General features: G+C 71.1%; 20 protein-coding genes. 10 read left to right on the plus strand and 10 right to left on the minus strand.

All coding sequences use genetic code 11. The features are described 5' to 3' along the window. The first annotated feature begins 3 nt into the window (after window positions 1–3). Window positions 4–1263 (plus strand): RICIN domain-containing protein, encoded by a 1260-nt coding sequence (locus ACWD4O_RS37755; RefSeq protein ID WP_451287148.1) that lies wholly within the window; start codon window positions 4–6, stop codon window positions 1261–1263. Window positions 1264–1313: 50 nt separating this feature from the next. On the opposite strand, the gene ACWD4O_RS37760 is transcribed toward ACWD4O_RS37755, so the two are convergent. Both ACWD4O_RS37760 and ACWD4O_RS37765 read right to left on the minus strand, forming a co-directional pair. After that, on the minus strand, window positions 1314–1955 hold the full coding sequence (locus ACWD4O_RS37760) for a response regulator transcription factor (RefSeq protein WP_451287150.1): 642 nt from the start codon (window positions 1953–1955) through the stop codon (window positions 1314–1316). A 280-nt stretch (window positions 1956–2235) separates the two neighbouring features. After that, on the minus strand, window positions 2236–5382 hold the full coding sequence (locus ACWD4O_RS37765) for an AAA family ATPase (protein WP_451287152.1): 3147 nt from the start codon (window positions 5380–5382) through the stop codon (window positions 2236–2238). A 264-nt stretch (window positions 5383–5646) separates the two neighbouring features. Between ACWD4O_RS37765 and ACWD4O_RS37770 the strand changes: the two genes are divergently transcribed. Further along, entirely contained in the window at window positions 5647–8868 is a 3222-nt protein-coding gene (locus tag ACWD4O_RS37770; RefSeq protein ID WP_451287154.1) for a helix-turn-helix transcriptional regulator, read from the plus strand. A gap of 193 nt (window positions 8869–9061) precedes the next feature. After that, window positions 9062–9319: a hypothetical protein gene (locus ACWD4O_RS37775; protein ID WP_451287156.1), complete on the plus strand. Its 258-nt coding sequence runs from the start codon at window positions 9062–9064 to the stop codon at window positions 9317–9319. 189 nt (window positions 9320–9508) lie between these two features. Here ACWD4O_RS37775 and ACWD4O_RS37780 read toward each other — a convergent pair whose 3' ends face one another. Further along, complete coding sequence (locus ACWD4O_RS37780; RefSeq protein ID WP_451287158.1) at window positions 9509–10162, minus strand: TetR/AcrR family transcriptional regulator; 654 nt, start codon at window positions 10160–10162, stop codon at window positions 9509–9511. A 135-nt stretch (window positions 10163–10297) separates the two neighbouring features. Between ACWD4O_RS37780 and ACWD4O_RS37785 the strand changes: the two genes are divergently transcribed. The 5 genes from ACWD4O_RS37785 to ACWD4O_RS37805 all read left to right on the plus strand — a co-directional run bounded on the left by ACWD4O_RS37785 (window position 10298) and on the right by ACWD4O_RS37805 (window position 14541). Further along, entirely contained in the window at window positions 10298–10501 is a 204-nt protein-coding gene (locus tag ACWD4O_RS37785; protein WP_451287160.1) for an FAD-dependent monooxygenase, read from the plus strand. Continuing rightward, window positions 10498–11091 (plus strand): hypothetical protein, encoded by a 594-nt coding sequence (locus tag ACWD4O_RS37790; RefSeq protein ID WP_451287162.1) that lies wholly within the window; start codon window positions 10498–10500, stop codon window positions 11089–11091. The genes ACWD4O_RS37785 and ACWD4O_RS37790 overlap by 4 nt, the downstream gene beginning before the upstream one ends. A gap of 581 nt (window positions 11092–11672) precedes the next feature. Next, entirely contained in the window at window positions 11673–12560 is an 888-nt protein-coding gene (locus ACWD4O_RS37795; RefSeq protein ID WP_451287164.1) for a helix-turn-helix transcriptional regulator, read from the plus strand. A 192-nt stretch (window positions 12561–12752) separates the two neighbouring features. Continuing rightward, window positions 12753–13733, plus strand: a complete 981-nt coding sequence (locus ACWD4O_RS37800) for an aldo/keto reductase (RefSeq protein WP_451287166.1) — start codon at window positions 12753–12755, stop codon at window positions 13731–13733. A gap of 55 nt (window positions 13734–13788) precedes the next feature. Beyond that, window positions 13789–14541 (plus strand): SDR family oxidoreductase, encoded by a 753-nt coding sequence (locus ACWD4O_RS37805; protein WP_451287168.1) that lies wholly within the window; start codon window positions 13789–13791, stop codon window positions 14539–14541. A 409-nt stretch (window positions 14542–14950) separates the two neighbouring features. On the opposite strand, the gene ACWD4O_RS37810 is transcribed toward ACWD4O_RS37805, so the two are convergent. Both ACWD4O_RS37810 and ACWD4O_RS37815 read right to left on the minus strand, forming a co-directional pair. Continuing rightward, the gene (locus ACWD4O_RS37810) at window positions 14951–15958 is read right to left on the minus strand and encodes a DUF2278 family protein (protein WP_451287170.1); all 1008 of its coding nucleotides are present in this window, start codon (window positions 15956–15958) and stop codon (window positions 14951–14953) included. Window positions 15959–16196: 238 nt separating this feature from the next. Continuing rightward, entirely contained in the window at window positions 16197–17192 is a 996-nt protein-coding gene (locus tag ACWD4O_RS37815; RefSeq protein WP_451287172.1) for an endonuclease/exonuclease/phosphatase family protein, read from the minus strand. Window positions 17193–17260: 68 nt separating this feature from the next. Between ACWD4O_RS37815 and ACWD4O_RS37820 the strand changes: the two genes are divergently transcribed. Together ACWD4O_RS37820 and ACWD4O_RS37825 are read left to right on the plus strand one after the other, a co-directional pair. Then, window positions 17261–18193, plus strand: a complete 933-nt coding sequence (locus ACWD4O_RS37820) for a hypothetical protein (RefSeq protein WP_451287174.1) — start codon at window positions 17261–17263, stop codon at window positions 18191–18193. Between the two features lie 672 nt (window positions 18194–18865). Beyond that, window positions 18866–19750, plus strand: a complete 885-nt coding sequence (locus ACWD4O_RS37825) for a zinc metalloprotease (protein WP_451287176.1) — start codon at window positions 18866–18868, stop codon at window positions 19748–19750. Between the two features lie 85 nt (window positions 19751–19835). Here the strand turns inward: ACWD4O_RS37825 and ACWD4O_RS37830 are convergent, their stop codons facing one another. The 5 genes from ACWD4O_RS37830 to ACWD4O_RS37850 form a co-directional block, all read right to left on the minus strand. Continuing rightward, complete coding sequence (locus ACWD4O_RS37830) at window positions 19836–21689, minus strand: peroxidase family protein (protein WP_451287178.1); 1854 nt, start codon at window positions 21687–21689, stop codon at window positions 19836–19838. Further along, window positions 21686–21946, minus strand: a complete 261-nt coding sequence (locus ACWD4O_RS37835) for a hypothetical protein (RefSeq protein ID WP_451287180.1) — start codon at window positions 21944–21946, stop codon at window positions 21686–21688. Before ACWD4O_RS37835 ends, ACWD4O_RS37830 begins: the two co-directional genes overlap by 4 nt. Further along, window positions 21943–22350 carry a hypothetical protein gene (locus tag ACWD4O_RS37840; protein WP_451287182.1) on the minus strand — a complete coding sequence of 136 codons (408 nt, stop codon included), beginning with the start codon at window positions 22348–22350 and terminating at the stop codon, window positions 21943–21945. The genes ACWD4O_RS37835 and ACWD4O_RS37840 overlap by 4 nt, the downstream gene beginning before the upstream one ends. 234 nt (window positions 22351–22584) lie before the next feature. Beyond that, window positions 22585–23664: an LLM class flavin-dependent oxidoreductase gene (locus tag ACWD4O_RS37845; RefSeq protein WP_451287184.1), complete on the minus strand. Its 1080-nt coding sequence runs from the start codon at window positions 23662–23664 to the stop codon at window positions 22585–22587. Between the two features lie 214 nt (window positions 23665–23878). Next, window positions 23879–24760 (minus strand): helix-turn-helix transcriptional regulator, encoded by an 882-nt coding sequence (locus tag ACWD4O_RS37850; RefSeq protein ID WP_451287186.1) that lies wholly within the window; start codon window positions 24758–24760, stop codon window positions 23879–23881. Between the last annotated feature and the right edge of the window lie 54 nt (window positions 24761–24814).

The following is a 24814-nucleotide window of genomic DNA, read 5'->3' on the forward strand; positions in this document are numbered from 1 at the left end:
GACATGCCTCGTCAGGAGCGCACGGGACCCGGTGCCCCCGCGGTACGCCGTGCCATCGCGGTGCCCGCAGCGCCGGGGGAACCGGATGCGTCCCTCATGCCGCCGGAGGTCTCCGGTTCCCCTTCCGCATCCTCGGAGGAGGCGTCCCGGGCGGCCGTTCCGGGAGGTACGTCCGGCAGTGCTCCGGCTTCGTCGGGGGTCCGGTCCGGCGGCCCGGCGGGGGAGTCGTCCGAGACGTCCGGGGCGGCGGCAGCCGCGTCGGCCGGCCAAGTCGGATCAGCTGCTGCCCCGACCACAGCGACTACAGCGACCGCAGCCGCCGCATCGGCCTCGGACGACGACACGGAGGTCACCGCAAGCGTCGGGGCCGACGACGGCGACGGTGAGCCGCCCTCCGGCCGCCCGGCCAAGGCCATGCTGGCGGGCGCGGGCATCGTGGGCGCGCTGCTGCTCGCCGTACCGCTGCTCTTCATCGGTGGGGACGAGGACGACCGGTCTGCCGAGCAGACCGAACCGGCCTCCGGTGTGGTGCTGCCGAAGCAGCTCCGATCGGGTGTGCCCACACCCGCCTACGGCACCGCGTCACCGACCGCGAGCCCCACTCCGACCACGAGCGCCGGCGGTGCGGGCGCCACGGGCACGGAACGGAACAAGCCGGCAAGCCAGAGCCCCGCCACCACCGGGACGGAGAAGTCCAACTCCAACTCCGTCTCCGGCACGACGACCACGACGTCACAGACCCCGAGGCCGGCCTTGACCCCCAAGGTGGCGGCGCAGCCCACCGTCAACATCGCCAACAGCAAGAACATCATGCTGAAGAACGCGAGCACGGCCATGTGCGCCGACCTGGGCGGCTCGGCCAAGGGGAAGCTCGGCGCCGGAGTCTTCCAGGAGTACTGCTACCGGGGCACCGTCGACAACCAGATGTGGAACTTCGAGGTGCGCTACAAGGGTGCGGGCGCGGACGGGGCGGACGTCTTCCAGATCCGTAACGTCAAGGACGGCCTGTGCATGGACCTCCCGGGAACCGGCGCGGTCGCCATGCGGACCCACGTCAGGGAGGGCACCTGCACCGGAACCACCGCCGACAACCAGCTGTGGTGGCTGGAGAGCCGGGGCAACGGCCAGTACTGGATCCACAACAAGGCCAGCAACGGCATGTGCCTGGAGGTGTGGGGCGCCGACGGCTCCGGCGGCCCCGACACCCGGCTGGGCGTCTACCCGTGCAGCCCCACCGACGACCACGAGTGGATCGTCAACTGACCTGGCGTCACCTGACCTGACCTGACCCGGCCTTCCCCGGCCGGGTCGGGTCAGATCAGGCCGGAGCGTATGGCGTGGGCCACGGCGTGCGCGCGGTTGCGCAGTTCCAGACGCTTCATCAGACCGGACAGGATGTACTTGATGGTGCGCTCGGAGTACGAGAGCAGTTCGGCGATCTCCGAGAGCTCCTTGCCTTCCGCGATCAGCCGCAGCACATCCGCCTCACGCGGTGAGACACCCGACGCCGTCAGACCGTGCGGGGTGAGGACCTCGCGGTGGGTCCACTGGACCTGCTCCATGAGCACGCCCTGCAGGGCCGGCGGAAAGCTGCCCCCGCCCTCCGCCACGGTGATCAGCGCCCGCACGAACGCCGCGGGGGTGAAGGTGTCCCGCCACAGCACGGCACGTACCCCCCGGTCCACGGCGGTGAAGATGTTGGTCTGCCACTGCCGGCCGACGACGAGCACGAAGCGTGATTCACGGCGGTCGGACAGCGCGGCGAGCACCTCCAGGGTGCCGGCGTCGGCGGAGTCCACCGCCACCACCGTCACATCGGCCTCGCCGGTTCTGCTGGGCGGAACCTCGGTGATCCGCCGGTCGAACTGGAGGTGGTTGGCCAGGCCGGCACGTATGACGGCATCGGGGGCGTGGATCGCCACCCGAACGGTGAGCGCGGACGCCGACCGGGGCATTCGCCCTCCACTGGGTATCAGAGTGACGGAACGACATCAGGCGTTGCGGAAGGCACGGATGTCATGGATGCCACAGAAGTCGCGGATGTCATGGTTGGGGAATCAGGGCAACGGGAGGCCGATGCTGTCATGATCCCGCCCCGTAACCGGTAGCCAAATACCCCCCGTGTGCCAAGGAATAGGGAAACCTGGCGCGAGTTCTGCCACCCCGACACGCTCGGCGCGCCACCCCAGGCTCACCGCGCCACTCCCACAGGCTCACTGCCCCACCCCGACAGGCTCACCGCACCGGCCAGGCCGGCTCACCGCTGGTCAGCACCGCCGTGGCCACCTCCGTACGGGATCGCAGTCCGGTACGGCTCAGCAGCCGCGTCAGCCGGTTGGCGACCGCGTCCTCGCTCACGCGCAGCACCGAGGCGATCCGGCGGTTGCTGAGGCCCTCGGTGATCAGGGTGGCGAGCAACTGCTCGTTCTCGACGGTCACCTGCCGACGATCCGGCACGGCCAGCCCGGCCTCACGCATCGCCGTACGGGCATGGAATCGCCACAGCGCGGCGCCGACCTCGCCGAACAGGTCGTACGCCTCGTACAGCAGTTCCTCGTAGCCGGCCCCCGAACGGGCGGCGGACATCAGGACGACCGCCGTCTCGAACGGCTGCTCACGCGCGCGGGCCAGCTCCACGGCAGCCGACAACCGCTCCCGTCCACCGTCAGGACCACCGTCAGGACCACCGGGGCCGCCCGCAGTCGCGACCCGCGCCGACGTCGACAACCACAACAACCGGGTCCGTTCGCCCACGGTGCGCTCCGTGAGCGTCTCCAGGTTCGCCAGCGCTTCGGCCGCCTCGGGGACCCGTCCGGCCTCCGCAAGGAGTTCGGCCAGAAGGGCCCACAACTCGTCGGCGCCGTAGGCGTGTCCGCGCTCGCCCGCCACCGCCAGTGCGCGGCGCAGGATCCGTTCGGCCTCGCCCGTCTCGCCGAGGGCACACAGCACCTCGGCCTCGGCCTGGTCCAGGAAGAGTTCCAGCGGCCCTCCGTGGGGGTTGCGCGCACTGTCCAGCAGCCGTCGCGCACTGGTGGCGCGCCCCTTGGCCAGGAGCATGCCGGCCGTCCGGGCGGGGAGCAGATGGTGGCTCGGCGCAGGGTTGAACGCCTGCCGGTTCGCCAGCATCCAGCGCGCGACCGCCAGCGCCTCGTCCCAACGCCCTTGAAGGTGCAGCCACAGGAAGCGGGTGTACGCAGGCATCCACTCCGGCGACAGACCGCGGAAGGCCAGCGCCCGCGTCGTACCGTGCAGATCCCGGGCGCCGAGGAGCTGATCGGCCGCGGCCATGCTGAGAGCGTGCTTGGAGTCGAGCGTCATGTCAGGCCCGTACGGAGCGCTCATCAGTTGCCGGAACCGCTCCGGCCGTCCGAGCACCCACTCGGCACAGACCCTGAACCACTCGGGGTTCCACTGCTCACGGGTGCCGGTCCGCCACATCGGCTCGGTCCGCGCCAGCAGATCACGCGCCTCGAGCCACCGCTCCGTGTTGCCGAGCGCCAGCGCCTGGCCCGTCAGGGCCGCTATCGGGGGCAGCGGCAGGTCCCGCCACCAGTGCGCTGAAGCCATCCGGGACACCTGCGCCCAGTCCTCCGAGGCGGCCGTCGACGCGACCAGCAGCAGGGCGACGTCCTGGAGCAGGTCATCGGTGAGGCTGTCGGCGGGGTCGCGCAGGATCTCCTCAACCGTGGCCCGCGCGCGCGAGTAGTCGCCGACCACGTAGGCGGCCTTCGCGTACCGCAGCAGCATGTGCTCGCGCGCCCCGGGATCCTCGATCAGGTCGAGGGCCGCCCGCAGGTACCGCAGCAGGACCGGCCCCTGGACATCGGGAAGCAGCCGATCCGCGGTCCGTACCAGCTCGTCGACGGCCCGCTCCCGGTCGACCAGCACGCCTGCGTCCGCGATCCGGTCGGCCGGATAGGTCACCGCATCGGCCTCGGCCAGCAGGCCACCGCCGCCCGCCTCCGCGGGCAGGCGCTCGCCCCCGGCCCCCTCACCCCACAGCTCGGACACGGCCGCAGCCGACAGCCGCGCCCGCTCCAGAGGCCCGAGCCCTTCCCGGACGGTGTGTTCCACCAGAGGCAGGCAGAACATCCAGCCCCGGACGCCCCGACCACCGTCGCACGGCCCCTCCGAGCCCTCCACGCCCTCCACGCCCTCCACGCCCTCCGGGCTCTCCTCCGGCCGCGCCGGTTCCCTCAGTTCCGCCACGATCCCCGCGCAGCCGAGCACCCGCAGCGCGGCCCGCGTCTCCTCGGCAGACAGCCCGGTCACCGCCGCCGCGCGGGTCAGCGCCGCCCGGCCCAGCGGCCACAGGATGCTCAGCGCCCCGGCCACCGTCCCGTACGGCTCACCGAGTGCCCGGAGTTCCGCGACGAGCGGGTGGTCGTAGGGCAGCAGCGGCACCGGAACGCGGGCGCTCAGGAAGGCGTGGCCGTCGGCCACCCGGATCGCGCCCTCCCGGACCCACCCGGTCAGCAGGGCGTCGACCGCCACCGGCACACCACGGCCGAACTGGTGCACCCGCCGCACCAGATCCGGCTGCGGAGTCGCCTGCAACCGCCCGGCCACCATGGCGGCGACCTCCGGTTCACCGAGCCGCCGGAGCACGAGGGAGTACGAGGACAACTCGCCCGCCAGCCGCTCCACGGGCCGCCGACGGCCCGACCCGGCCGACGCGTTGTCGACCCCGCCCCCGGATGCGGCCCCGCCGTCGTCCCCGACGCCTGCCCTGCCGTCGCTCCCGAGACCTGTCCCGCCCTCGCCCGCCGCTCCACGCTCGACGACGGTGACCAGCAGTCGGACGTCCGGCGGAAGGAGGCCGTCGCCGCCGTTTCCGCCCAGCAGGGCGAGGGAGTCGGCGTCGGCATGTTCGGCGTCCTCGATCACCACGACCGTCGGCCTCGCACCCCCTGCCTGCCCCGCTGCGACGGCCGTGGCGAGCACCAGGCCCATCGCCGTCGGATCCCCCGCCTCGACAGCGGCCAGCGCATCCGTGTCGGACCGCATCCGGCCTCGGCCACGCCCGGCCCCGGACGCCCCGGCTCCGGGCCCGGGGCCGAGCCTCGCCGACCGCGCCATGGGCAGCGCCCGGACCAGACGCAACGCCAGCAACAGAGGGTGTTCCGTGTCCCCGGCCGCACAGGTCAGCGGCAGCACCGCGACCCCCTCCGCCCGGAGCCGCTCGCCGAGCGCCCGCACGAACGCGCTCCGCCCCACGCCCCGTTCACCCCGGACGACGACCAGACGCGGCCCGTCGGGATCCCTCAGCCGCGCATGGACCTCCCTCAACTCCTCCTCGCGGCCGACCACTTGCTCGTAGGAATGGTCCAGCCGGGCGGCCGTGCCGCCCGGGACCAACTCGGTGTTTCTCCGACCTGCCACAGTCCGTGCTCTCCTAGTGCCGCGTGGGTGCCTGGGCAGGCCGACTCCCCGTGCCGGGGCGAACCCGGTCGACCGGACCGTAAGGGCGACTGCAATTATTGCTGTGCCCGGTGCGCAAACGGCTGGGACTCCCATGCGATCCCCCTGGCCGGGGGACGCCGTCGGAGACCGAACGGCGCGGCCCGGCCGTCCGGGCGAAGGAAGCGACGAGGGAATCGACTAGGGAATCGACGAGGGAAGCGACGAACGATGCGAGGAGTCGCCGTGCCGCCGAACCCCTTACCCGTGGCGCACTCCGGTCCGATCGGCCGGGACACCGAGATCGCCGCGATCGCCCGTGTCCTGCGCGCCACCGCCGAACCCGGCACCCTGCTCGTCACCGGCGGCCCCGGTGCCGGGAAGACCACGGTGCTGGAGGCGGCCCGGTCGGCGGCGGTGGGTGACGGAGTGCGCGTGCTGCGACTGCCCGTACCGGCCGCCTTCGAGGGCGGGAGCACCGACGGACCGCCGAACCCCGGTGACCGGGGCGAGGAAGGGGCGGCGGTCGCCGCCGGACCGCTCGCCGACGCGGTGTGCGGGCTCCTCGCCAAGATCCGTGACACCCGCCTCTCGGCCCGGGTGAACGCCGTCCGCCGCGCCCGGTCCCGACTTGCCGAAGACCGCCCCGCGCCCCACGCGGATGCCCACGCGGATGCCCACGCCTCACCCGCCGCGCTCGCCGTCCTGGCCGCGCTGGGCGAAGCACTGACGACCGCCGCCCACCGATACCCGCTCGCTCTGATCGGCGACGGCATGGAACGGCTGCCGCCCGCGACGGTCGCCGCCCTCGCACTGCTGCTGCGGGTGTTCCGCCCGGCGGGCCTGCCGGTGGTACTGGCCGCCGGGCCACCGCATGCACCGGGCCACCCGCCGACTCACCGCGAGGACGGCGGCATGCCCCTGCTCGCCGCGGTCGACCAAGTCCTCGACCTGCCGCCGCTGCATCCCCGAGCCGTGGCCGCACTCGTCGAGCGTCGCCTGGGCCGGCCCGTGGAACGGGAACTGGTCGAGGCGGTGACCCATGACCTCGGCACCCTGGCGGGCAACCCCCAGGCACTCCTGGCCCTCCTCGCAGACCTGGCGGACAGCGGCGCACTGCCGGAGGTGGACGGCCGACTGGGTACCCCGCAGGCCCGTGGCACCGTCCCGTTCCCGTTCCCCTTGCCGGTCACCACACACGCCGACGACCTGATCCGGCTCAGCCTGATCCGTCTCAGCCGGCAGGGACACCCTTACCCCGGCCCCATGGCGACGGAAGCGGCAGCCACCCTGGCCCACCTCACCGACCGCGCCGAACTGTTGCTGCCCGACCTGCACCGCCTGACAGCCACCGGCAGCGACGCGGGCACCTCGCAGACCGGCACGCCGGCCCAGGCCCTGGACGCCCTGTTCCGAAGCGGCGTACTGACCCTGGACCGCGACCGGGGCGAACGCATCGCCTTCGCGGTGCCCGCGCTGGCCGCCGCACTGCTGACCCTGCCCGACCCCGGTCACCCCTCGCGCACGGTCCCCGCCCTCCACGCGGCCGTGGTCCGGCCACTGGTCGACCGCCTCGGCCCGGCCGCCGCAGGAACCGGCCACCCCCGGCTCGCCGACCATGTGACAGCCGCGGGCCAGGCCCTGGAGGACGCCACAGCCATTCCGCTGCTCCTCGCCGCCGCCCGCAAGGACACCCGCGCGGACCAGCCCCGCGCCTTGCGCGCCTACACATCGGCGCTCCGCCGCCTGCCCCCGGACGACCCCCGCACCCCCGACATACTGCGCCGGGCCGCCGCACTGGGTCTGGCCCGCGCGGCCCACGCCGAGGTCATGGAACTGGAGCAACCCCTGCGCGCGGCCCTGGACACGACTCCGGACACGGCCCTGGACACCACTCCGGATACGGCTCCGGACGCCACTCCGGATACGGCTCCGGACACCGCTCCGGAAGCGGCTCCGGACACCGCCCGTCACGCCCGTCATAACCGGCACGCCCGTCACGACCGGCACAGCGCCGAGGCCACCGCAGCTCTGCACTTCACCGCGCAGGCCTGGACCCTGTCCGCCCTGCACGAGCACACCCTCCCGGCCGATCCCCCCGGCCACCGCGCCCTGACCGCCGAACTGTTCGCGACGGCAAGCCGGTACGGAATCGGTCCGCAGGCTCCACCCACCCCCTGTCCGACCGCGACACCGGCCGCCCGAACCTCCGAAGCGCCGCTGCCCACCCCGGCCGAACTGCGCCTGCTGTCCGCAGCCACAGGCAACCGCACCCTGTGGAAGCGCGCCCGCCGTGCCCTGCCCCCGGAGGCGCTGGACGGACCGGCCGAACTCCGGCTGCGGGCAGCCGCATCGTACGGCGACCTGGCAGGCGGCCTCCGAGCAGTGCTCGGCGACCGCTACCGCGCCAAGGGGAACAGCGCCGCCGCCCACCACCACGCCATGGTCCTCGCCTACCACACGGGCGACTGGGACGCTGCCCTGTCCACAGCCCGACGCATCGAGGCCCGAACCCGCGCCACGCACCCCGTCTCCACCGCCGGTCACCCGGCCGTGCGCGCCCTGGCAGCCGAAATCCACTGCTTCCGGGGCGACTTGACACGGGCCCGCAACTGGCTGGAACTGATCCCCGACACGATCGCCCACCCCTTGGCCGCCCGGGTCCGCCTGACGGTCCGCGCCTGGTCGGGACGCCCGGACGAGGCCCTGGAAGGCGCCTGGCGGGATGTGGCACGGGCGCGGGAGGAGGCCGTCCTGACAGCAGGCACGGAACGGCTTCTGCTGCGCATCCTGCGCTTCACCCTGGACAACGGACCGCACAACGCTCCGGACGGCGGTCCGCGCAAGGGTCCGGACGGGGGCCCGCGCAAGGGTCCGCACGGCGGTATCGGTGGCGGAGTCGACGTCGACCGGCCGGAGGCCCGACGCGTCGTACGGGAACTGGCGGCTCTGCACGACGAGACGGGCTCCCCCCTGGCGTACGAGGCCCTGCTGCTGGCGCGAGGCGTGGTGCACCGGGACACGGAGAGCGCGCGAGCGGCCCACACGTCCGCGAGCGGGCGTGGCGACTTCCCGCTGGCTCTGGAGTGCTCCCGCGTCCTGGCGGACCTCGACACCGACCCCAAGCCCTGGCTGGCCGACATCGCACGGGGGACGGCCCGGCTGGGCATAGCGGGCCCTGCCCGCGCCCCGCTGTCCGGTACGGCTCACCGCACCGGCATGCCGGGGCCCCGCCGCCCGGTCGCCCCGGGCCTGAGTGAGCAGGACGTCCAACTGATCACGATGGTCGGTGAAGGCGCGACCAACCGTCAGATCGCCGCTCGCCTGGCGTGCAGCGAGAAGACCGTGGAACAACGCCTCACCCGGCTCTTCCAGCGCACCGGCCGCCGCTCCCGCGTCGAACTGACGACAGCCTGGCTGGACGGCGCCCTGATGCCCCGCGACGAGGGGGAGGAGGAGCGGACATAGGACCCGCCCCCGGGCCGTCCCAACCTGGGCTGTCCCAACCTGGGCGGCCTTGCCGTCGGCGGGCTGCCGAGGTCCTGAACAACCGGAATGCGCCTGCGCCTCGCCAGGCGGACTGGCAGGATCGCCGCATGCGGACCGTATACGCCCTCTTTGTCGAAATCGACGCCTATCCCGTGTCCCCCTGACCGGCTGCGTGGACGACGTGGCGGCCGCCGAGCGGTGGCTGCGGGGACAGCCTGGTGTGCGGCCCAACGTCCTGCGCCTGCGAGACGCGCGGGCCACCAGGTCCGCCCTCGTCGACGGCATCGTCAACCATCTCGGCCGCAGCGGACCGGGCGACACGGCCCTGCTGTGGTTCAGTGGGCACGGTGGCGAACGCCCCACCGACCACCCGTTCGCGTCCACCGGTCACAGCCAGGCCCTGGTGTGCCGCGACAGCCTCACAGTCTGACGGGCCGTGGCGGAGAACCTCTTCGCAGAGCTCGATGCGCGCATACTCGTCCCGAGGCAGACGCCCGGCCACCGTGCCGGCTGAGGCACCGTCACCCAATTGCAGCGCAGGAGATTTCGCCGCGGCTCGGCCCGTGCTGTCACGGGAGCCTGTCGGCTGTCGAGGCTCTGGGGCGCTCCCTGCGGGCGCTCACGTGACCACGGCGTCGACCATGTCGAGATCCGGAAGGTCCAGCGAGCAGATCCGCGCGGCCTCCTCGGCGGTCAGGCCGAAGTGTCGCAGCAGCCCGCGCGCGACCAGGTCCGAGGAGTGCGCGTCGTCGCGGTCGGGCTGTGCGTGCAGCAGGGTGCCCAGGGCCAGTTGGGCGCTGACCGTCAGCGCGAGGGCGAGATCGAGGTCCTCCACCTCGAAACGTCGGGCTTCCGCCGCGTTCTGGATGTCACGGCGTGCGCGCGGGCCCAGACCGCTGTCGGAGTGGATCACTTCGAGGCCGTGCTTCAGGAGGACCCGGCTGAGCTGCGGGTAACGGCGGTGCAGTCGGCCGGTCATGCGGAAGCTCTGGGCGTAGGCGACCGCCGGGTCGTCGATGTCCGCGGTGAGCCGGTCCATCAGGCCGCCGAACCACTCCAGTGCCTCCTCGACCGCGACGCGGAAGAGGTCTTCCTTGGTGTCGAAGTGGTTGTAGAACGTGCCGACTCCGACGTCCGCCAGCTCGGTGATCTCCAGGACCGCGACGTCGGTGCGCCCGTCGGCCAGCAGCCGCTGGGCCGCGCACACCAGCGCGTGCCGCGTCCGCGCCCGCCGCTGGTCGGCGCGGCGTCGGGGCGCGGTCTTCTCGGTCATCGCGTCCTCCAGGGCACCGGCGATCGATTCAGAACTGAAGACATCATCAACTCTTTTCCGCCCCGAGGGGCGATGCGTGTCCATCTCGTTTGCTGAATGTTTCGTCAGTTCTATTGACTGACATCACTCTCGGAAGTGACGATTCCTTCAGGAGGTGGTGACCATGGCTGCTCACCCCGGCACCCACAACGACCTGCACTCGGCTGGGCGCTGGCCGCGGTGCTCAAGGGCTGGGGGACACCTGGCCTGCTGAGCGCCTACGAACAGGAGCGCCGCTCGGTGCCCTGCGCAACCGGCGGGCCGCCGCCCGGCACGCCCTCGTACGGGCCGCCGTCATGACCGCCAACCGGTGCGAACCGTCGCCCACGGTGGGCACCGTCGTTCCCTCGGACTGGCGTTGCGACGGCGTGGCCGAGGTCCGGTTCGGAAGTACGGCCGCCGCGCTCGGCATGCCCATGCACATGCGGGAGGTCTACCTGGACGAGCAGAACGTGTTCGAGCGGGTGCTCGGGCAGGTCACCGGTCCGGGCGGCGGCCGCTGGTGGACCGACGGCCACGACGACGCCGTAGGCCACCGCACGGTTCTGCTGCTGCGCCGGCGGCGCGGAGTGGGGGGCCGGGTGTTCCGGAAGTACGTCCATGACCGCATCGGTCCCGCGCTCCACGAGGCCGGGGCGCGGGACCTGCGGACGTACACCTTTCTGCCCTGGTCGCGCTATGTGCACCCCACGCTCGGCGTCTGCCACGACACCCCGACCTTCCGCCGCTATCACGGAAGCGTCGTCATCGGAGCCGACAGCCGCGCCGCCATGGACGACCTGCTCAAGTCCGACCAGGTGGCCGGAATCGCGGCCGACCAGCAGACGGTGCTGACAGCCGTCCACGCCTACACCGTGGAGCGAAGCGTGCCGGTCGTCCGTACCCCTTGAGCCCGGGATCCTGCCGAGAACACCTCACGCAGGGCACCGCCGGCCTGCCCGTCGCCTGACCGACGCTGCTCCGCGCATGAAGTGGTCAGGCGTGCGCCCGCTTCAGACCCGGCAGCTTCTGCCGCACGAGCACGGGCAGCAGGAGGTGCCGGGGAGCCGGCCGCATCGGACAGCCGGTCGAACGGGAATCGCTACGGTGCCCATGCCCGCAGTGCCGCGTCCACCACCGCGTCCACCGTGTCGTGACCGAGCCTGACACTCATGAGAAAGCGCTGGTGGACGAGCGGCTCCTCCGGCATGCGGCACCCTTCATGTGAGACAACTTGCCTCACACGCCAGTCGCAGGGTGTCGTGGTCCCGAGGTGTCGTGCGCCAGCCGGTCGTGTGCCTCTCGGGCACGCCGGATCAGGGCGTACGAGCGGCTCGTCCGGTGCATGACCCTCGCGCCGCGCCGCGTTCCCCGCCTCCAGCGACCTCGGCTCTTGCGGGTCGATCCCGTTGAAACGGTGTCGGAGGACCGCCGCTGTGAGGGGTAACGACAGGGTCTCTCAGACCGTGCGCCGCGAACCTACCCTGGCGTCATGGACAACCGCGCCGAAACCAGTGCGTTTCTGAAGTCTCGCCGTGACAAGATCACGCCCGAGCAGGCAGGTCTGCCCGTGCACGGCCACCGCCGGGTGACCGGGCTGCGCAGGAACGAGGTCGCGACGCTCGCGGGCGTGAGCGTCGAGTACTACACGCGGCTGGAGCGCGGCAACCTCAGCGGTGTCTCCGACAACGTCCTGGACGCGCTCGCGCGGGCCCTGCGGCTCGACGACACGGAGCGCACGCACCTGTACGACCTGGCCCGGGCGGCGAACACGAGGCCCGCCCGGGTGCGGCGAAGGCCTGCCCGGCCGAGCGTGCGGCCCAGCGTGCAGCGCATAGTCGACGGGATGCCGGGCATGCCGGCGTTCGTGAAGAACCACCGCTTCGACATCCTGGTCGCCAACCCGCTCGGCCGCGCACTGTTCTCGGAGATGTACGCCGATCCGGCCTGCGGCGCGAACACACAGCGGTTCCTGTTCCTCAGTCCTGCGGCCAGGCGGTTCTACGTCGACTGGGAACGCATCGCCGAAGGTGCTGTGGGCGCGCTGCGGATCGAGGCGGGCAAGAACCCGCACGACCGGGAGCTGTCGAACCTGATCGGTGAGCTGTCGACCCGCAGCGACACCTTCCGCGTGCTGTGGGGCGCCCACGACGTGCACGTCTTCCATGACGGGACGAAGCGCCTCCGGCACCCGGTCATAGGCGAGCTGGAGCTCAACTTCGAATCGATGAACCTGCCGGACGGCTCGGGACTGGTCGTGGCGTTGTACAACGCGGCCCCCGGCTCTGCGGCCGAGGACGCCCTGAAACTGCTGGCGAGCTGGTCCGCCACGGCCGAGGCCGCGGATGCGCAGGCCGCCGAGGCGGACTCCGAGAACTGAACCGCCTTCCCGCAGTCCCCCTCCACCGCCCCGCCCTCTCCGGCCGCGACCGGCAGCAAGGTCGGGGCTTTGGCCTGCGCATATGCCGCAGGGGGTCCCTGCCATTACCCCTCACAGCGGAGACTCCCTCACCGTGTCCGTTCCCGGTTGCATGGTCGGTGCCCACTCACCCACTCATGCAAAGGAACCACCGTGAAGAAGCGCGAACTGGGAAACAGCGGCCTCGAAGTGTCCTCGATCGGGCTCGGCTGCATGGGAATGACCTTCGGCTACGGCCCGGCCGCGGACACGGGTGAGGCCATCAAACTGATCCGGGCGGCCGCCGAGCGCGGCGTGACGCTCTTCGACACGGCCGAGGCGTATGGGGAGGCGAACGAGAAGCTGGTGGGCGAGGCCCTCGCGCCGGTGCGTGACCAGGTCGTCATCGCCACCAAGTTCGGGTTCAAGGACGGCAACCCCACGGCGGGACTCGACAGCCGCCCGGAACGGATCCGGATCGTCGCCGAGCAGTCCCTCAAGCGCCTGCGGACCGACCGTATCGACCTCTTCTACCAGCACCGGGTGGACCCCGACGTGCCGATCGAGGAGGTCGCGGGCACAGTCCGGGAACTCGTCCAGGAAGGCAAGGTCAAGCACTTCGGCCTGTCCGAGGCCGGTGCGGACGTCATTCGCAGGGCGCACGCGGTGCAGCCGGTCACGGCCCTGCAGAGCGAGTACTCGCTGTGGTGGCGTGAGCCCGAGGGGATCATCCTGCCGACGCTGGAGGAACTGGGCATCGGCTTCGTGCCGTTCAGCCCGCTGGGCAAGGGGTTCCTGACCGGCGCCATCAGCCAGGACACGAAGTTCGAGGCCGACGACGTCCGCAACGTGCTGCCGCGCTTCGAGGAGGAGGCTCGCCAGGCCAACCTCGCGCTGATCGCGCTGCTGGGTGAGATCGCGGACGCCAAGCAGGCGACGCGGGCCCAGACCGCCATCGCATGGCTGCTGGCGCAGAAACCGTGGATCACCCCGATCCCGGGCACGACGAAGCTGCACCGCCTCGAAGAGAACATCGGCGCCGACGACGTGGAGCTGACGTCCGAGGACCTCAAGCGCATCGAAGAGGCCATCGCCCAGATCCAGATCAAGGGCGAGCGGTACACGGCGCAGCAGCAGAAGACCATCAACCGCTAGGACACCGGCCCCATCGGCCCTTTCCGTCATCACCCCCGCAGAAGGAGCACCACCCGTGGCACCACCCGTGTCCGAGACCCTCACCGACCTGGCCGGCAAGAACGCCCTGGTCACCGGAGCCTCCCGCGGCATCGGCCGAGCGATCGCCGAAGGGCTGGCTGCCCGCGGCGCCGCCGTCGCGGTGAACTACCACAGCAACAAGTCGGCTGCCGAGCGGGTCGTGCAGGCCGTCACCTCCGTCGGCGGGCGCGCCGTCGCCGTTCCCGGGGACGTGTCCGACCCGGACAGCATCCCCCGCATCTTCGACACGGCCGAGACCGAACTCGGCCCGTTGGACATCGTGGTGTCCAACGCGGCGATCGTGATCAACAAGCCCATCACCGAGTACACGCTCGCCGACTACCAGGCCACCTTCGACACCAACACCCGGGGCGCGTTTCTGGTGCTGCAGCAGGCCGCCACCCGGGTGCGGGACAACGGGCGGATCATCGCGATCTCCTCCGGCGGCACCCGACTGCTGTTGACGGGCACCACCCTCTATCTGGGGTCCAAGGGCGCACTGGAGCAGTTCGTGCGCGGTGTCGCCATGGACTCGGGCCACCGCGGCATCACCGTCAACACCGTCTCACCCGGGTTCACCAACACCGACCTGCTCACCGACGACTTCCGCGCCACCGCCGCCGACATGTCCCCCCTCGGCCGCGTCGGCGAACCCGAAGAGGTCGCCGCAGTCGTCACCTTTCTCGCCTCGCCCGCCGCGTCCTGGGTCACCGCCCAGAACATCGGCGCCGGCGGCGGCGTCATGTAACCCCACACCCTTTGGCGGGCACGGCGCCGGTCCGCGGCGCGCTCGTCATCCTCACCGCCTGGGCCACCGCCGCGGCAGCGCTTACCTGGGGATGCCGTGGGGACCGGCGCGGGTACGCGGTGCGGTCGTTGCTCCGAGGCGGAGGTCTGCGTCGCTGAAGTCGCAGAACTTGAACCGGCACCCGTCCAGGGTGGCGTGGTCATGTGCGCCGGCGTGTCAGCCGGGTCGGTGGCCGTCGCCCGGATTTCCGGCAGTTCGCCGCCCACCTCCTGCGGCGCGGTGGCGCCATGGCCCCGGCTGGGTGCCCCGTCGTCGGGCCGGGACTCAAGGCTCCACTGCGCCGCATTGGGTGGGCGGATGATGACGGTCGCCGGGGCGTACCGGTGGTGGGTACCTGCGGTTGCCGGTGTCAGAAGGTGACTGTCTGGCCCTCACGTTGGGCTTGTCGTGCGGTGTAGGAGACGCCGTGGACTTTGAGGCCGTCGGGGTCGAGGAGGGTGATGGTGCCCCCTCGGTTGCCGAGGTGGAATCCGTTGCCGGCCGGGACGGTGAGCGTGGTGCCGGGCTGGAGCTGGCCGGCGGGCAGAGGCAGGGTCTGCAGGTTCTGGTCGGCGAGGTGCCATCCCTGGAGGTTGACCGGGGCGGGCGAGGCGTTGAGTACGGTGATGGTCTCGGCCTCGGGCGCAGGGCCGAGGGGGTTGACCATTGCGGCCATGATCCGCACCGGTTCCTCCTGGTCGCCGGGGCGGGGTGGTGCGGTGTCGATGGGGTGACCGGTGGTGTCGTCGGTGTGCCAGGCCTGGGACTGGAAGGCCAGGAAGACGGCGACCCAGCGGTCTTCGGCGGGCAGGTGCAGCAGCAGGGCTCCGTCCTGCCAGACTCCGTTGTCGGAGCGGAAGCGCCCGGTGCTGCCCTGGTTCATGTGGATGTCGTGGACGCCGTTGCCGGGCCGGAACCCGAACACCTTGTCGGCCTTGTCCGTCTCGGGACCCCACCGTTCCCCGAAGGCGTAGACCGCGGCGGTGGGATCGGCGATGGTCCGCTGCACGTAGTGGTCGAGCAGATCGGCGAGGTCGTTGTCGGCGCCCGGAAGGTCGGGCGGGAGCGTCCGCATCGAGGCGGGGTCGAAGAGGTTGCCGCGGATGAAGTCCAGGCTGGCGGTACCCGGCTGCGACGGCATGGCGGTCCATCCGCTGCCGGCGGGTGGAAGCAGCTCCGTCACGGGGTGGCGGAAGTTGTCGTCGGCCAGGTACAGCAGCTCCGAGGGGGCCTGCTGGGACTCGACGTTGACCGCGGCCCGGTAGTGGGTGCCGGCGTCGTCGGCGAGGTGGATCTGGTAGTGCGGGGTGTCACTGGATCCCTCCCGGCGCCGGTCGACGGCGCGGGCGGCCAGCACACCGTAGTTCTTCAAAGGCATGGCTCATCTCCGAATGCTGTGGGAACGGCACGGCCGGGGTGGTCGTGCCGATGGGAAAGACCGGGTGCAGGAAGTTGTCCGCCGCGGTGGCGGAGCAGTGGTCGGGTGTCGACCGACCGGTGCCGGCCCCGTCCTGGTCGGGGGCGGACAAGGGGCTGGTTGCCCTGGCAGCTTGTCGTGGAACCGGCGATTTCCGGCCTCTTGCTCCGGGCGTATCGGCCCATGGGCGCGGGCTGTTTCAGGGGTAGCGGAGGGCGGCGAGGACGGGGGCGTGGTCGGAGGCGGGCTTGTCCCGGCGCTCGGTGGGATCGGCGTCGACGGACGGCAGGGGGTGTTCGGCACCGGTGAAGACCTGCTCGACGCGGGCCAGGAGGGCGTGGCTGACCAGGATGTGGTCGATGAGTTCCGGTTGGCCGGCGTGGACGCGGGAGTGTCGCTGGTCCTCGGGGATGGTCGGGGCGAGGTTCCAGAGCCGGGCCGCGTCGCCATGGTCGGGGCGATCGAAGCCGGAGGCACCGATCTGCGAGCCGGTCGGGCCGAGGAGGATCTGGGTGGTGGCCGCCGCCGGCTCGTCATTGAGGTCGCCGAGCACGGCGACGTCACGGGCCTCGCCGTCACCGGCCAGGAGTTGGTCGGCCAGGGCGCGGACCGTGACGGCTTCGGCGCCGCGTCGGAACAGGGCGTACGCGGCGTAGCGGGCGCGTTCGCCCTCGTCGCGGGGGTTGAAGCGGCCGTCGGGGAAGGACAGCAGCTTGGATTTGAGGTGGCACACCACGACATCGAGGGGGTGCCCGGGAGCGGGTTCGAGGCGTACGGCGAGGGCGCCGCGGCCCATCCTGGCGGTCGGCTCGTTGTGGTCGTCGGCTTGGACCGGGGTCAGTGAAGAGGGGAAGTCGGTGACGTCGGCCAGTGTGGTGAGCGGCAGTCGGCTGAGGAAGCCCACTCGGATGCCGCGTCCGTCCGGATGCGCGGACAAGGCCGTGTGCCACTGGCCATCGAGGGTGTCGGTCAGATCGGCCAGGGCCTGCGGGTCCCCGACCTCCTGGACCCCGAGCAGGTCGGGCTCGAGCCGGGTGATCGTACCGGCCAGGGCCTTGAGCTTCGCCGCGTACGCGTCCTCGTCCTTGGGGCCGAAGCGGCCGCCCGGCCGGTAGAGGTTCTCCAGATTCCAGGTGCCGATGATCGCCATTTCCTGCCCTCCCGGCTCACGGAGGAAGCCCTTGCCGACCGCCATCCACTCCTGGCGTTATCCCCGGCCCAGCCCCGGTCGGCCGGACATCGCCTGATGTTCACCCGCCTGGCGTGCGCTGCGCCGACCCGGAGTTCAGCGCAGCGCAGGACGAACTGGTCGACCGCGTACTCCGGGAAGGCGAATGGACGACGTCGCTCGTCGGCCGAACCGGTGACGCAGGGTGCGAGGCAGCGGCATCGTGGAAAAGCAGCACCATGGGAGAGACTTCAATGGCCATGGCCACGGCCGCGGAAATCAAGATCAGCTTTTCCGGGGACGAGGCCCGCGATGCGTCCGCTGCGCTCGAGCTCCAGAGCGGCGAGGGCAGCAGTCGCACCATCTACTTCTGGGACAGCCCGAGGAAGGGCAGCGAGGGCATCTCGCTGCCCTTCCTCGACCGCGGAGTCATCTTCCGCCTGCGTCTGGACGACCGGGACCACGGATCCAAGCTCGAAACCGAGGTGACCGTCAAGCTGCGGCCCTGCCCACCGCTACCGCCCGCTTGGCAGAAGAATCTCGAAGTCGAGGACGAGGACTGGAAGTTCACGATCGAGGAGGACCGGACGGGTCCCGCCTTCACACCCGTGCCGGCCGCGTCGTTGCAGGCCGAGCGGAAGGTCGAAGCGCAGCTCGTCGAGTCGGTGCTCGGGGCGGAGCGCGGGGCACTGGACCAGCTCTTCATCGAGCCGCACCGCCGCCTCCTGAAGGACGTCGTCGGGTTGGCGGGGGACGACCTCAAGGATCTGAGGGCGCTCGGCCCGGTGCGCGCCGTCAAGTGGAAGCCTGGCTGGGAAGCCCTCCCCGGCCCCGTGGTCATCGAGGAGTGGACCACCAAGAACCTGCGCTTCCTCGAGGTCTCGGTGCGGACCAGCATGGCCGACGCGACCAAGACCCAGAAGCTGCTCGAGCAGGCCCTGCGCAAGCGCAACGTAGAGCCGCCGCCGGTCGGCGAGAGCAAGACCAAGGCCGTGATGACCGCCCTCGCCCACGATCTGGCGCTCTGACGGCACCGCGCCGGGATCTCGGTGGCGATCTCATTGATTGCCACCTGGGGCCCCTCACCTCACGCTTGCCCGGATCACCGGCCTGTTCACTGTGAACCACTCACATCACGCCTACGTCCTGCGCGGTGACTGGCGAAGCTTCAGGACGTGCTCGTCACAGTGCACGATCTCCAACTCGCGCTCCGGACGGCCGCTCTCGGAGACAGCAACGGTCGGACGACCGCCCTCAACTGGCTCCCACCGGCCGACGACCGTGTTCTGAGCGTCACCACGCCCGACGGGACGGTCGATGAATGTGCCGTCCGAAGCGAACTCCATACCGCCCCGTCCACGCGCGGGCGGGAAAGGGTAGTCGGACGGCCGGTACACCGTCACTCCCTCGCTGTCCTCCTCGAAAGAGTGCATCCAGCGTTGGAACAGGCCGGCGGGAAGCTCACCCATGATCGACCACCTCTATTGGCATTCGTTATTGATATCAATTAGTCGAATTGCCTGGCTTATTCATGTATGCCTACACTTTTTATTGTATGGGCTCATGGGCAGTGTGCGATGTCCGCCACCAAGGCCCGTGACTGCCATCTCCGACGACCCGATCCGAGGAGGCTCACCATGCCCGGAACCCCGTCATCCTCCCGCGCGACCTCTGCCGATTACAGCCGCTGGTGCGGTGCGATGGAGGTCCATCGCAGGCTCCTGGACCAGAACCCCGAGTACGCCGGCAACCGCTCGCTGGTCGAGAACATCGCGGCCGAGTACGAAGCGGGGGAGAGGACAGCCAGACGAGGTGTGACCGACATTCCGGTCGTCGTGCACGTGGTGCACAACACTCCCGAACAGGACATCGGCGACGCGCAGATCAGCAGCCAGATCGACGTCCTCAACCAAGACTTCCGCATGAAGAATCCCGACGTCGTCCGCGTGCCCGCGGTGTGGCAGTCGATAGCCGCCGACGCCCGGATCGAGTTCCATCTCGCGACCCGGGACCCGCTCGGCCGTCCCACGAACGGCATCACCCGCACCCCGACCCCGCTCCGGGACTTCGACACGGACGACGCGGTCAAGTTCTCGCTGGGCGGCGGCCAGGATGCCTGGCCGTCGGACAGCTACCTCAACATCTGGGTCTGCCAGCTACGCAGCGGTCTGCTCGGCTATGCCCAGTTCCCGGGCGGCGCCGCCGCCACGGATGGTGTCGTCGTCACCCACACCGGTTTCGGCACCAACGGCACCGCCGCCGCACCGTTCAACGGGGGCCGCACGGCCACGCACGAGATCGGCCACTGGCTCAACCTTCGGCACATCTGGGGCGACGACGGCGAGGGCTGCACAGGCGACGACTTCGTCGCCGACACTCCCAACCAGGGCGGACCCAACACCGGCGTTCCCAGCTACCCGACGACTTCATGCGGCAACGCGCCGAACGGGGACATGTTCATGAACTACATGGACTACACCGACGACGTGGCCATGTTCATGTTCACAGCGGGCCAGGTGGCCCGGATGGACGCCATCCTCGACAACGCCCGTCTGCCCCTCTCGGGCCAAGCGGTCCGCGCCTAGAGACTCCGGGCACACGCAGGTTCAGACATGACAGCGACGGGCAGTTCCTCGCGGGACCTGCCCGTCGCCGTCATGTCGTGTCATGTCAGGTCGTCGTCTCTCCGGCCGTGTGCCACGGTACGAAGGCGTTCGTCAGCCCCGTGAGAGCTGTACGCAGCTCCGGGTGGTGGCGCAGCAGCACGGTGACCATGCTGTTGTCGTCGATCCAGGCCATACCGGCCTTGGAGTACACCTCGGGGGTGTAGTACTCGGTGAAGAAGCGGTCGCTGTTCAGCCGGCGCGAGGCCATCAGGACGAAGATGCGGAACGCCGTGTCGCTGAAGGCGAATCCGGCAGGCAGCTTCTCCGCGTACAGCCCGACCGTCAGGTCGACCTTCTCGATGTCGTCGTCGTAGAGCGACTGGATCTGCTCGGCCCACGCCCGGTTCTCCGTCAGCTCCAGGAAGTTCGCCGCGGGCTTCAGCCGCAGCAGGCGCCGGAACTCGTTGTAGCGGGGGACGCCCAGCTCCCGGGAGCGCAGGATGTCGGTGGCGGCGAGGTCCTGGAGCTGCCCGTCGGGGCGCTCGAACTCCTGCAGGAACCTGGGGAAGTTGTGCAGGGTGACCAGTCCGGGGTGGAGCGTGCCGAAGCTGTAGAGCAGATCGCCCATCCCGGTGGTCTCCAGGACCTTCAGCGCTCCGGGGCCCGAGATGTCGCGGAGGGTGCAGTGGCGCAGGCTCGTGTCGTCGGCGGCGGCGCGCAGATGCCACTCGTCGCGGATGAGCGGGTGCATGCGGTAGACGGCCACGAACTCCTCGGTGAGGGAGTACGGGACGCCGTAGTGGTCCGTCTCGCCGCCGGGGATGCCGCTGACGATCTCACTGTCGCTGATCCGGCCGAAGAGGTCGTGGACGCGCTCGCCCGCGAGGCCCCACCAGTTGGCGCGCAGTGCCTTGACGGTGGTGGGATGGCTGATCACGGCCGGAGTCCACTCCACGGTGTGGATCTTGGCGAGGAGCGCGGCGTTGACGAGTCGGGCGCGCTGGAAGAGTTCCTCGTCGTTCCAGGACGGGTACGCGCCGTGCAGATGGTCGCAGATCGCGTTGTGCTCCCGGGCGAACAGGTCGTGCATCATGGCGAGGCCCAGCCAGAAGCCGGGGGTGTGCGACGGGTCCCGGGAGGGGTCCGAGGGGATCGGGGACTGCTCGTCGTCCCACAGATGCAGCTTGCCCAGCTCGCCGGCGCGCATCAGACGCTGCTCGGTCTCGTTCGCCCCGTAGATCTGCGAGGCGTCCCACCAGTGGGAGGACACGTTGACACGGGTGTCGGGCGTCCCTTCGGGCGCCTGCGGGTCACGGGTCGGGTCCTCCGGTGTCCGCATGATCCGCATGGGGTGTTCCGGCCACGGGTCGTCGTCCATGAGGGGTATTTCCCAGGGCCGTTCCGTGGGGCTGGTCCCGTGGCTGAACCAGTCGCGGACCATGAACTGGAGCCAGGCGGCGACCAGGGAGTTGACCGATTCGGCGGGGGTCAGCTCGTCGCGGGTGAGCACGGCGCGGCTGACCTCGCGCGGGCTCGGCGCGGACAGGACGTCCTCGGGGGCGGCCGGTGCGATCCGGTCCAGCGGGATGTTCCGGCCGAAGCGGGTGCCCGCCATGCCCATGCGAGGCTCGTCGAGGTCGTTGTGGCTGCCGTCGGCGGTCCGGTTGACCTTGTGGGTCCCGGAGGGGGGCGCGGGATCGGGCAGGTTCACCGAGGGCAGCCTGCCGGTGTCGTGGAGGTTCTCCTGCCGGAGCTTGACGCGCAGTCCGAGAAGCGTCAGCAGGCCCGGCAGCACGGGCAGTCTGTCCCAGCCGACGCGCCGGTCCACGTACTGGGCACCGGCGGTGACGAGCCGCCAGAACAGGGACGTACGGTATCCGGCCGCGGAACCTCGTGCCTCGCGTGGTTGCTTCCTCATCGCGGTCCTCCTTGGACGGTTGCGGGGAGCACGTCGCTCGCCTGCAGCTGCCACAGCCCTTTCAGGGCATGGGTCTGCGCCCGCCAGTCGTTCGGGTCGACGAGGGCGGTCGGCAGCCGGCCGTCGAATCCGTGGCGTGCGTGGTTGCGGCCGGCGGCGAGGTCGGCCGCCGGCGGTCCGCCTCCCGCCCCGGCGCCGACGACGATGTGGTCGAAATCCGTCTCGGTCGGGGGAACGGCACTGGGCCCTCCCGTCACTTCGGCTTCCCCTTCGCCGAGTTGGCGAGCGAGGTGGCGGCCAGGACCGTGTTGGCGGCCGAGATGAGGATGGTCAGCGCCGCGGTGCGCGGTGGAAGCCGGCCGCTCAGACCCAGGGCGGCCGCCGTCGCGGTGTCACTGCCGTGGATCAGGACACCGTCGCGCAGTTCCTCCCGCAACCGCTCGTCGCGGTTGGTCAGCAGATCGAGGCCGAGCAGGATCGTACGGATCCCGAAGAGCCGGAAGGCGTACACCGCCGCCGGACTGGGCGGCTCACGATCGGGGTCGAGGCGCCGGATGAGCAGGTCGGGAGCGAGCAGTCCGGCGGCCCCGTTGAAGAGTCGGATGCCGGCGAGTGCGTAGACCGAGACAGCACGAGGGTCGGCTTTCCGGGTGGCCATCATGGCTCCTGACAATGCGGTGATTCTTGCGGTGACGGGAACTACCGCCGAACCCCCCGGCGAGGGAGAAAAACACCCAGGAAACGCTCTGATTGCAACATTATGGGAACCGTGGCTCCCCTGCACCTTGAGCCGGTGATGCTTGCGTCGCTCGCCCGCCCGATGGGTTCACCGCGGTCTGTTCGGTAGGTGAATCCCGCTGCGCACGGAGACGCTGCACTTGGGGGCGGGGCCGGCTCAGGTGAGGAGTTTCGCGAGCCGGGCCATCTCGGTGGGCGGGTCGATCACCGGCTGGATGAGGAGTTCGTCGACGCCGGCCTGTTCCAGGGTGGTGATGCGGGCGAGGAGGTCGTCGCGGGTGCCGACCAGGGCCAGGGTGTTCATCAGCGAGGGCAGTACCAGGTCCCGGTCCTGCGGTGCGATGCGTCCGAGGTAGTTGGGGTAGAGCTTGGTGTGCCGGTCCGGCGCGGTGGCGGTGGTGCCGCGCCGGTCGAGGAGCCGCCGCACCGCCTCGCGTTCCTCGGGGCCGAGTTGCTCGGCGAAGGCGGGCGTGTCGGCGGCTGTGTCGGCGGCGAAGGCCAGCAGCGACAGGACGAGGTGGCCCGTCGCGTCCCGAGCCGCGTCGCCGTGGGGGTCCTCGTCCTCGTCGAGCAGGTGGAGCGAGGTGACCACGTAGGAGTTTGCCCGGGAGCCCGTGTGCGCGTCGGGGTCGAGGGGTGTGTCCTGGGCGGCGTGGCGGCGGGTGTCGTGCAGCGCGTGCCAGGCGGTGGGGTCCAGCAGGCCGAAGGAGATGAGGCCGGTGCCGCGGCGGCCGGCGACGGCGGCGGCCTTCGGTCCGAGCAGCGCGGCCACGACGAACTCGATCGGGTCGGCGGTGTTCACATGCGCCCCCGCGTGCAGGAACCGGATCTCGCGGACCCGGTCGCCCTCGCGGTACTCGGTCGAACGTCCGGCGCACAGGTCCTGCAGTGCGACGGTGAAGTTCTCCAGCCTGGCCGCCGTGGTCGGCCGCATGCCCAGGGTGCGCCGGGCGGTGTTTCCGGTGCCGACTCCGCAGATGATCCGGCCCGGTGCCAGGGCGTTGAGGCTGGCGAGCCCGCTCGCGGTGGCCGGGGCCGAGCGCAGCGCCGGCGAGGTCACGCCGATGCCGAGCCTGATGCGGCTGGTGGCCTTCGCACACAGGCTCAAGGCGACGAAGGGGTCGCCGTGGACCATGGGGGTGTCGTTGACCCAGAAGCTGTGCAAGCCCAACTCCTCGGCCTGCACGGCGAGATCCTCCACACCGGGCTGCGCGGCGACGACGACGCCTGCACGCATCAAGACCTCCGAGGTGTGAGGGCCGAATCGAACCTGCCCAGCATGGCAGGTCCCGGCCCGCAGGGCCGTTGCGGAGTTGCGGAATTGAGTGATCTTGTGGCGGGGCGGGGCGGGGCGGGGCGGGGCGGGGCGGGGCGGCCGTGCCGGACGTGGGGGCGGGACGTGACCTCGTCGTCGGCCATGTGCTGCATCGCCTTGTGGGCGGACCGATCGCTCAGGTCTCGTCGGCTGCAGGGACCGCGGGCTGCTGATCGTGGGTGGCCGCCCAGGTCGCCAGCAGGCGCAGGCCGTCCTCGGAGGCGGTGCCGGGTTCGGCGCCGAAGGCGAGGAGGGTCAGGTCCTCGTCGGCGACGAGTGCCATCGCCTCGAAGGTGAGGTGGAGGGTGCCGACGGCGGGGTGGTGGAGGTGTTTGAAGCCGGTGGTGTGCCGGCGAACGTCGTGGCGGGCCCAGCGGGCGCGGAAGTCCGTACTGCGGGTGGACAGTTCGCCGATCAGGGCGGTCAGATCCGGGTCGAAGGGGTTCCGGCCGGCGTGGGCGTGCAGCAGGGCCACGGCGTCGTCCGCGGCGTGGTCCCAGTTGTCCCAGAAGTCGTGGGAGCGGGCGTCGAGGTAGATGAACCGGGCGTGGTTGGGCGGGTGCGTCGTGGTGTCGTGGAGCGGTGCGAACAGGGCGCGGCCGAGTGCGTTGGTCGCCAGGACGTCGGTGCGGCCGTTGATGACGGCTGCCGGGGTGTCGGTCATCGAGTCGAGGAGACGTTGGACGTTGGGGCGCACGCCCTGCGGGGCCCTGGTGGGTCTGCGGCGGCGTGGACTCGTTCCGGCGGCGCGGGCCAGGTCGTGGAGGTGGGCCCGCTCGGCGTCGTCCAGGCGCAGGGCGCGGGCCAGCGCGTCCAGGACGGTGTCGGACACCCCGGTGAGGTTGCCCCGTTCCAGGCGGGCGTAGTACTCGACGCTGACCCCGGCGAGCTGCGCGGCCTCCGCGCGGCGCAGCCCGGGGACCCGGCGGGTGCCGTAGCTGGGCAGTCCTGCCTGGTCGGGAGTGATCCTGGCCCGGCGGGAGGTCAGGAACTCGCGGATCTCGCTGCGGTGGTCCATGCCTTCCAGGCTAGGCAGCCGCAGGGCCTGGTGGGGTGCCCTGTCATGACACCT

This window comes from Streptomyces sp. NPDC002623 (assembly GCF_053592635.1).

What these genes read in the sequence shown, in the direction of transcription:
- ACWD4O_RS37755 (WP_451287148.1), top strand. Translation starts at nt 4, where the DNA reads ATGCCTCGTCAGGAGCGCACGGGACCCGGTGCCCCCGCGGTACGCCGT.
- ACWD4O_RS37760 (WP_451287150.1), bottom strand. Translation starts at nt 1,955, where the DNA reads ATGCCCCGGTCGGCGTCCGCGCTCACCGTTCGGGTGGCGATCCACGCC.
- ACWD4O_RS37780 (WP_451287158.1), bottom strand. Translation starts at nt 10,162, where the DNA reads ATGACCGAGAAGACCGCGCCCCGACGCCGCGCCGACCAGCGGCGGGCG.
- ACWD4O_RS37790 (WP_451287162.1), top strand. Translation starts at nt 10,498, where the DNA reads ATGACCGCCAACCGGTGCGAACCGTCGCCCACGGTGGGCACCGTCGTT.
- ACWD4O_RS37795 (WP_451287164.1), top strand. Translation starts at nt 11,673, where the DNA reads ATGGACAACCGCGCCGAAACCAGTGCGTTTCTGAAGTCTCGCCGTGAC.
- ACWD4O_RS37810 (WP_451287170.1), bottom strand. Translation starts at nt 15,958, where the DNA reads ATGCCTTTGAAGAACTACGGTGTGCTGGCCGCCCGCGCCGTCGACCGG.
- ACWD4O_RS37815 (WP_451287172.1), bottom strand. Translation starts at nt 17,192, where the DNA reads ATGGCGGTCGGCAAGGGCTTCCTCCGTGAGCCGGGAGGGCAGGAAATG.
- ACWD4O_RS37825 (WP_451287176.1), top strand. Translation starts at nt 18,866, where the DNA reads ATGGAGGTCCATCGCAGGCTCCTGGACCAGAACCCCGAGTACGCCGGC.
- ACWD4O_RS37830 (WP_451287178.1), bottom strand. Translation starts at nt 21,689, where the DNA reads ATGAGGAAGCAACCACGCGAGGCACGAGGTTCCGCGGCCGGATACCGT.
- ACWD4O_RS37840 (WP_451287182.1), bottom strand. Translation starts at nt 22,350, where the DNA reads ATGATGGCCACCCGGAAAGCCGACCCTCGTGCTGTCTCGGTCTACGCA.
- ACWD4O_RS37845 (WP_451287184.1), bottom strand. Translation starts at nt 23,664, where the DNA reads ATGCGTGCAGGCGTCGTCGTCGCCGCGCAGCCCGGTGTGGAGGATCTC.
- ACWD4O_RS37850 (WP_451287186.1), bottom strand. Translation starts at nt 24,760, where the DNA reads ATGGACCACCGCAGCGAGATCCGCGAGTTCCTGACCTCCCGCCGGGCC.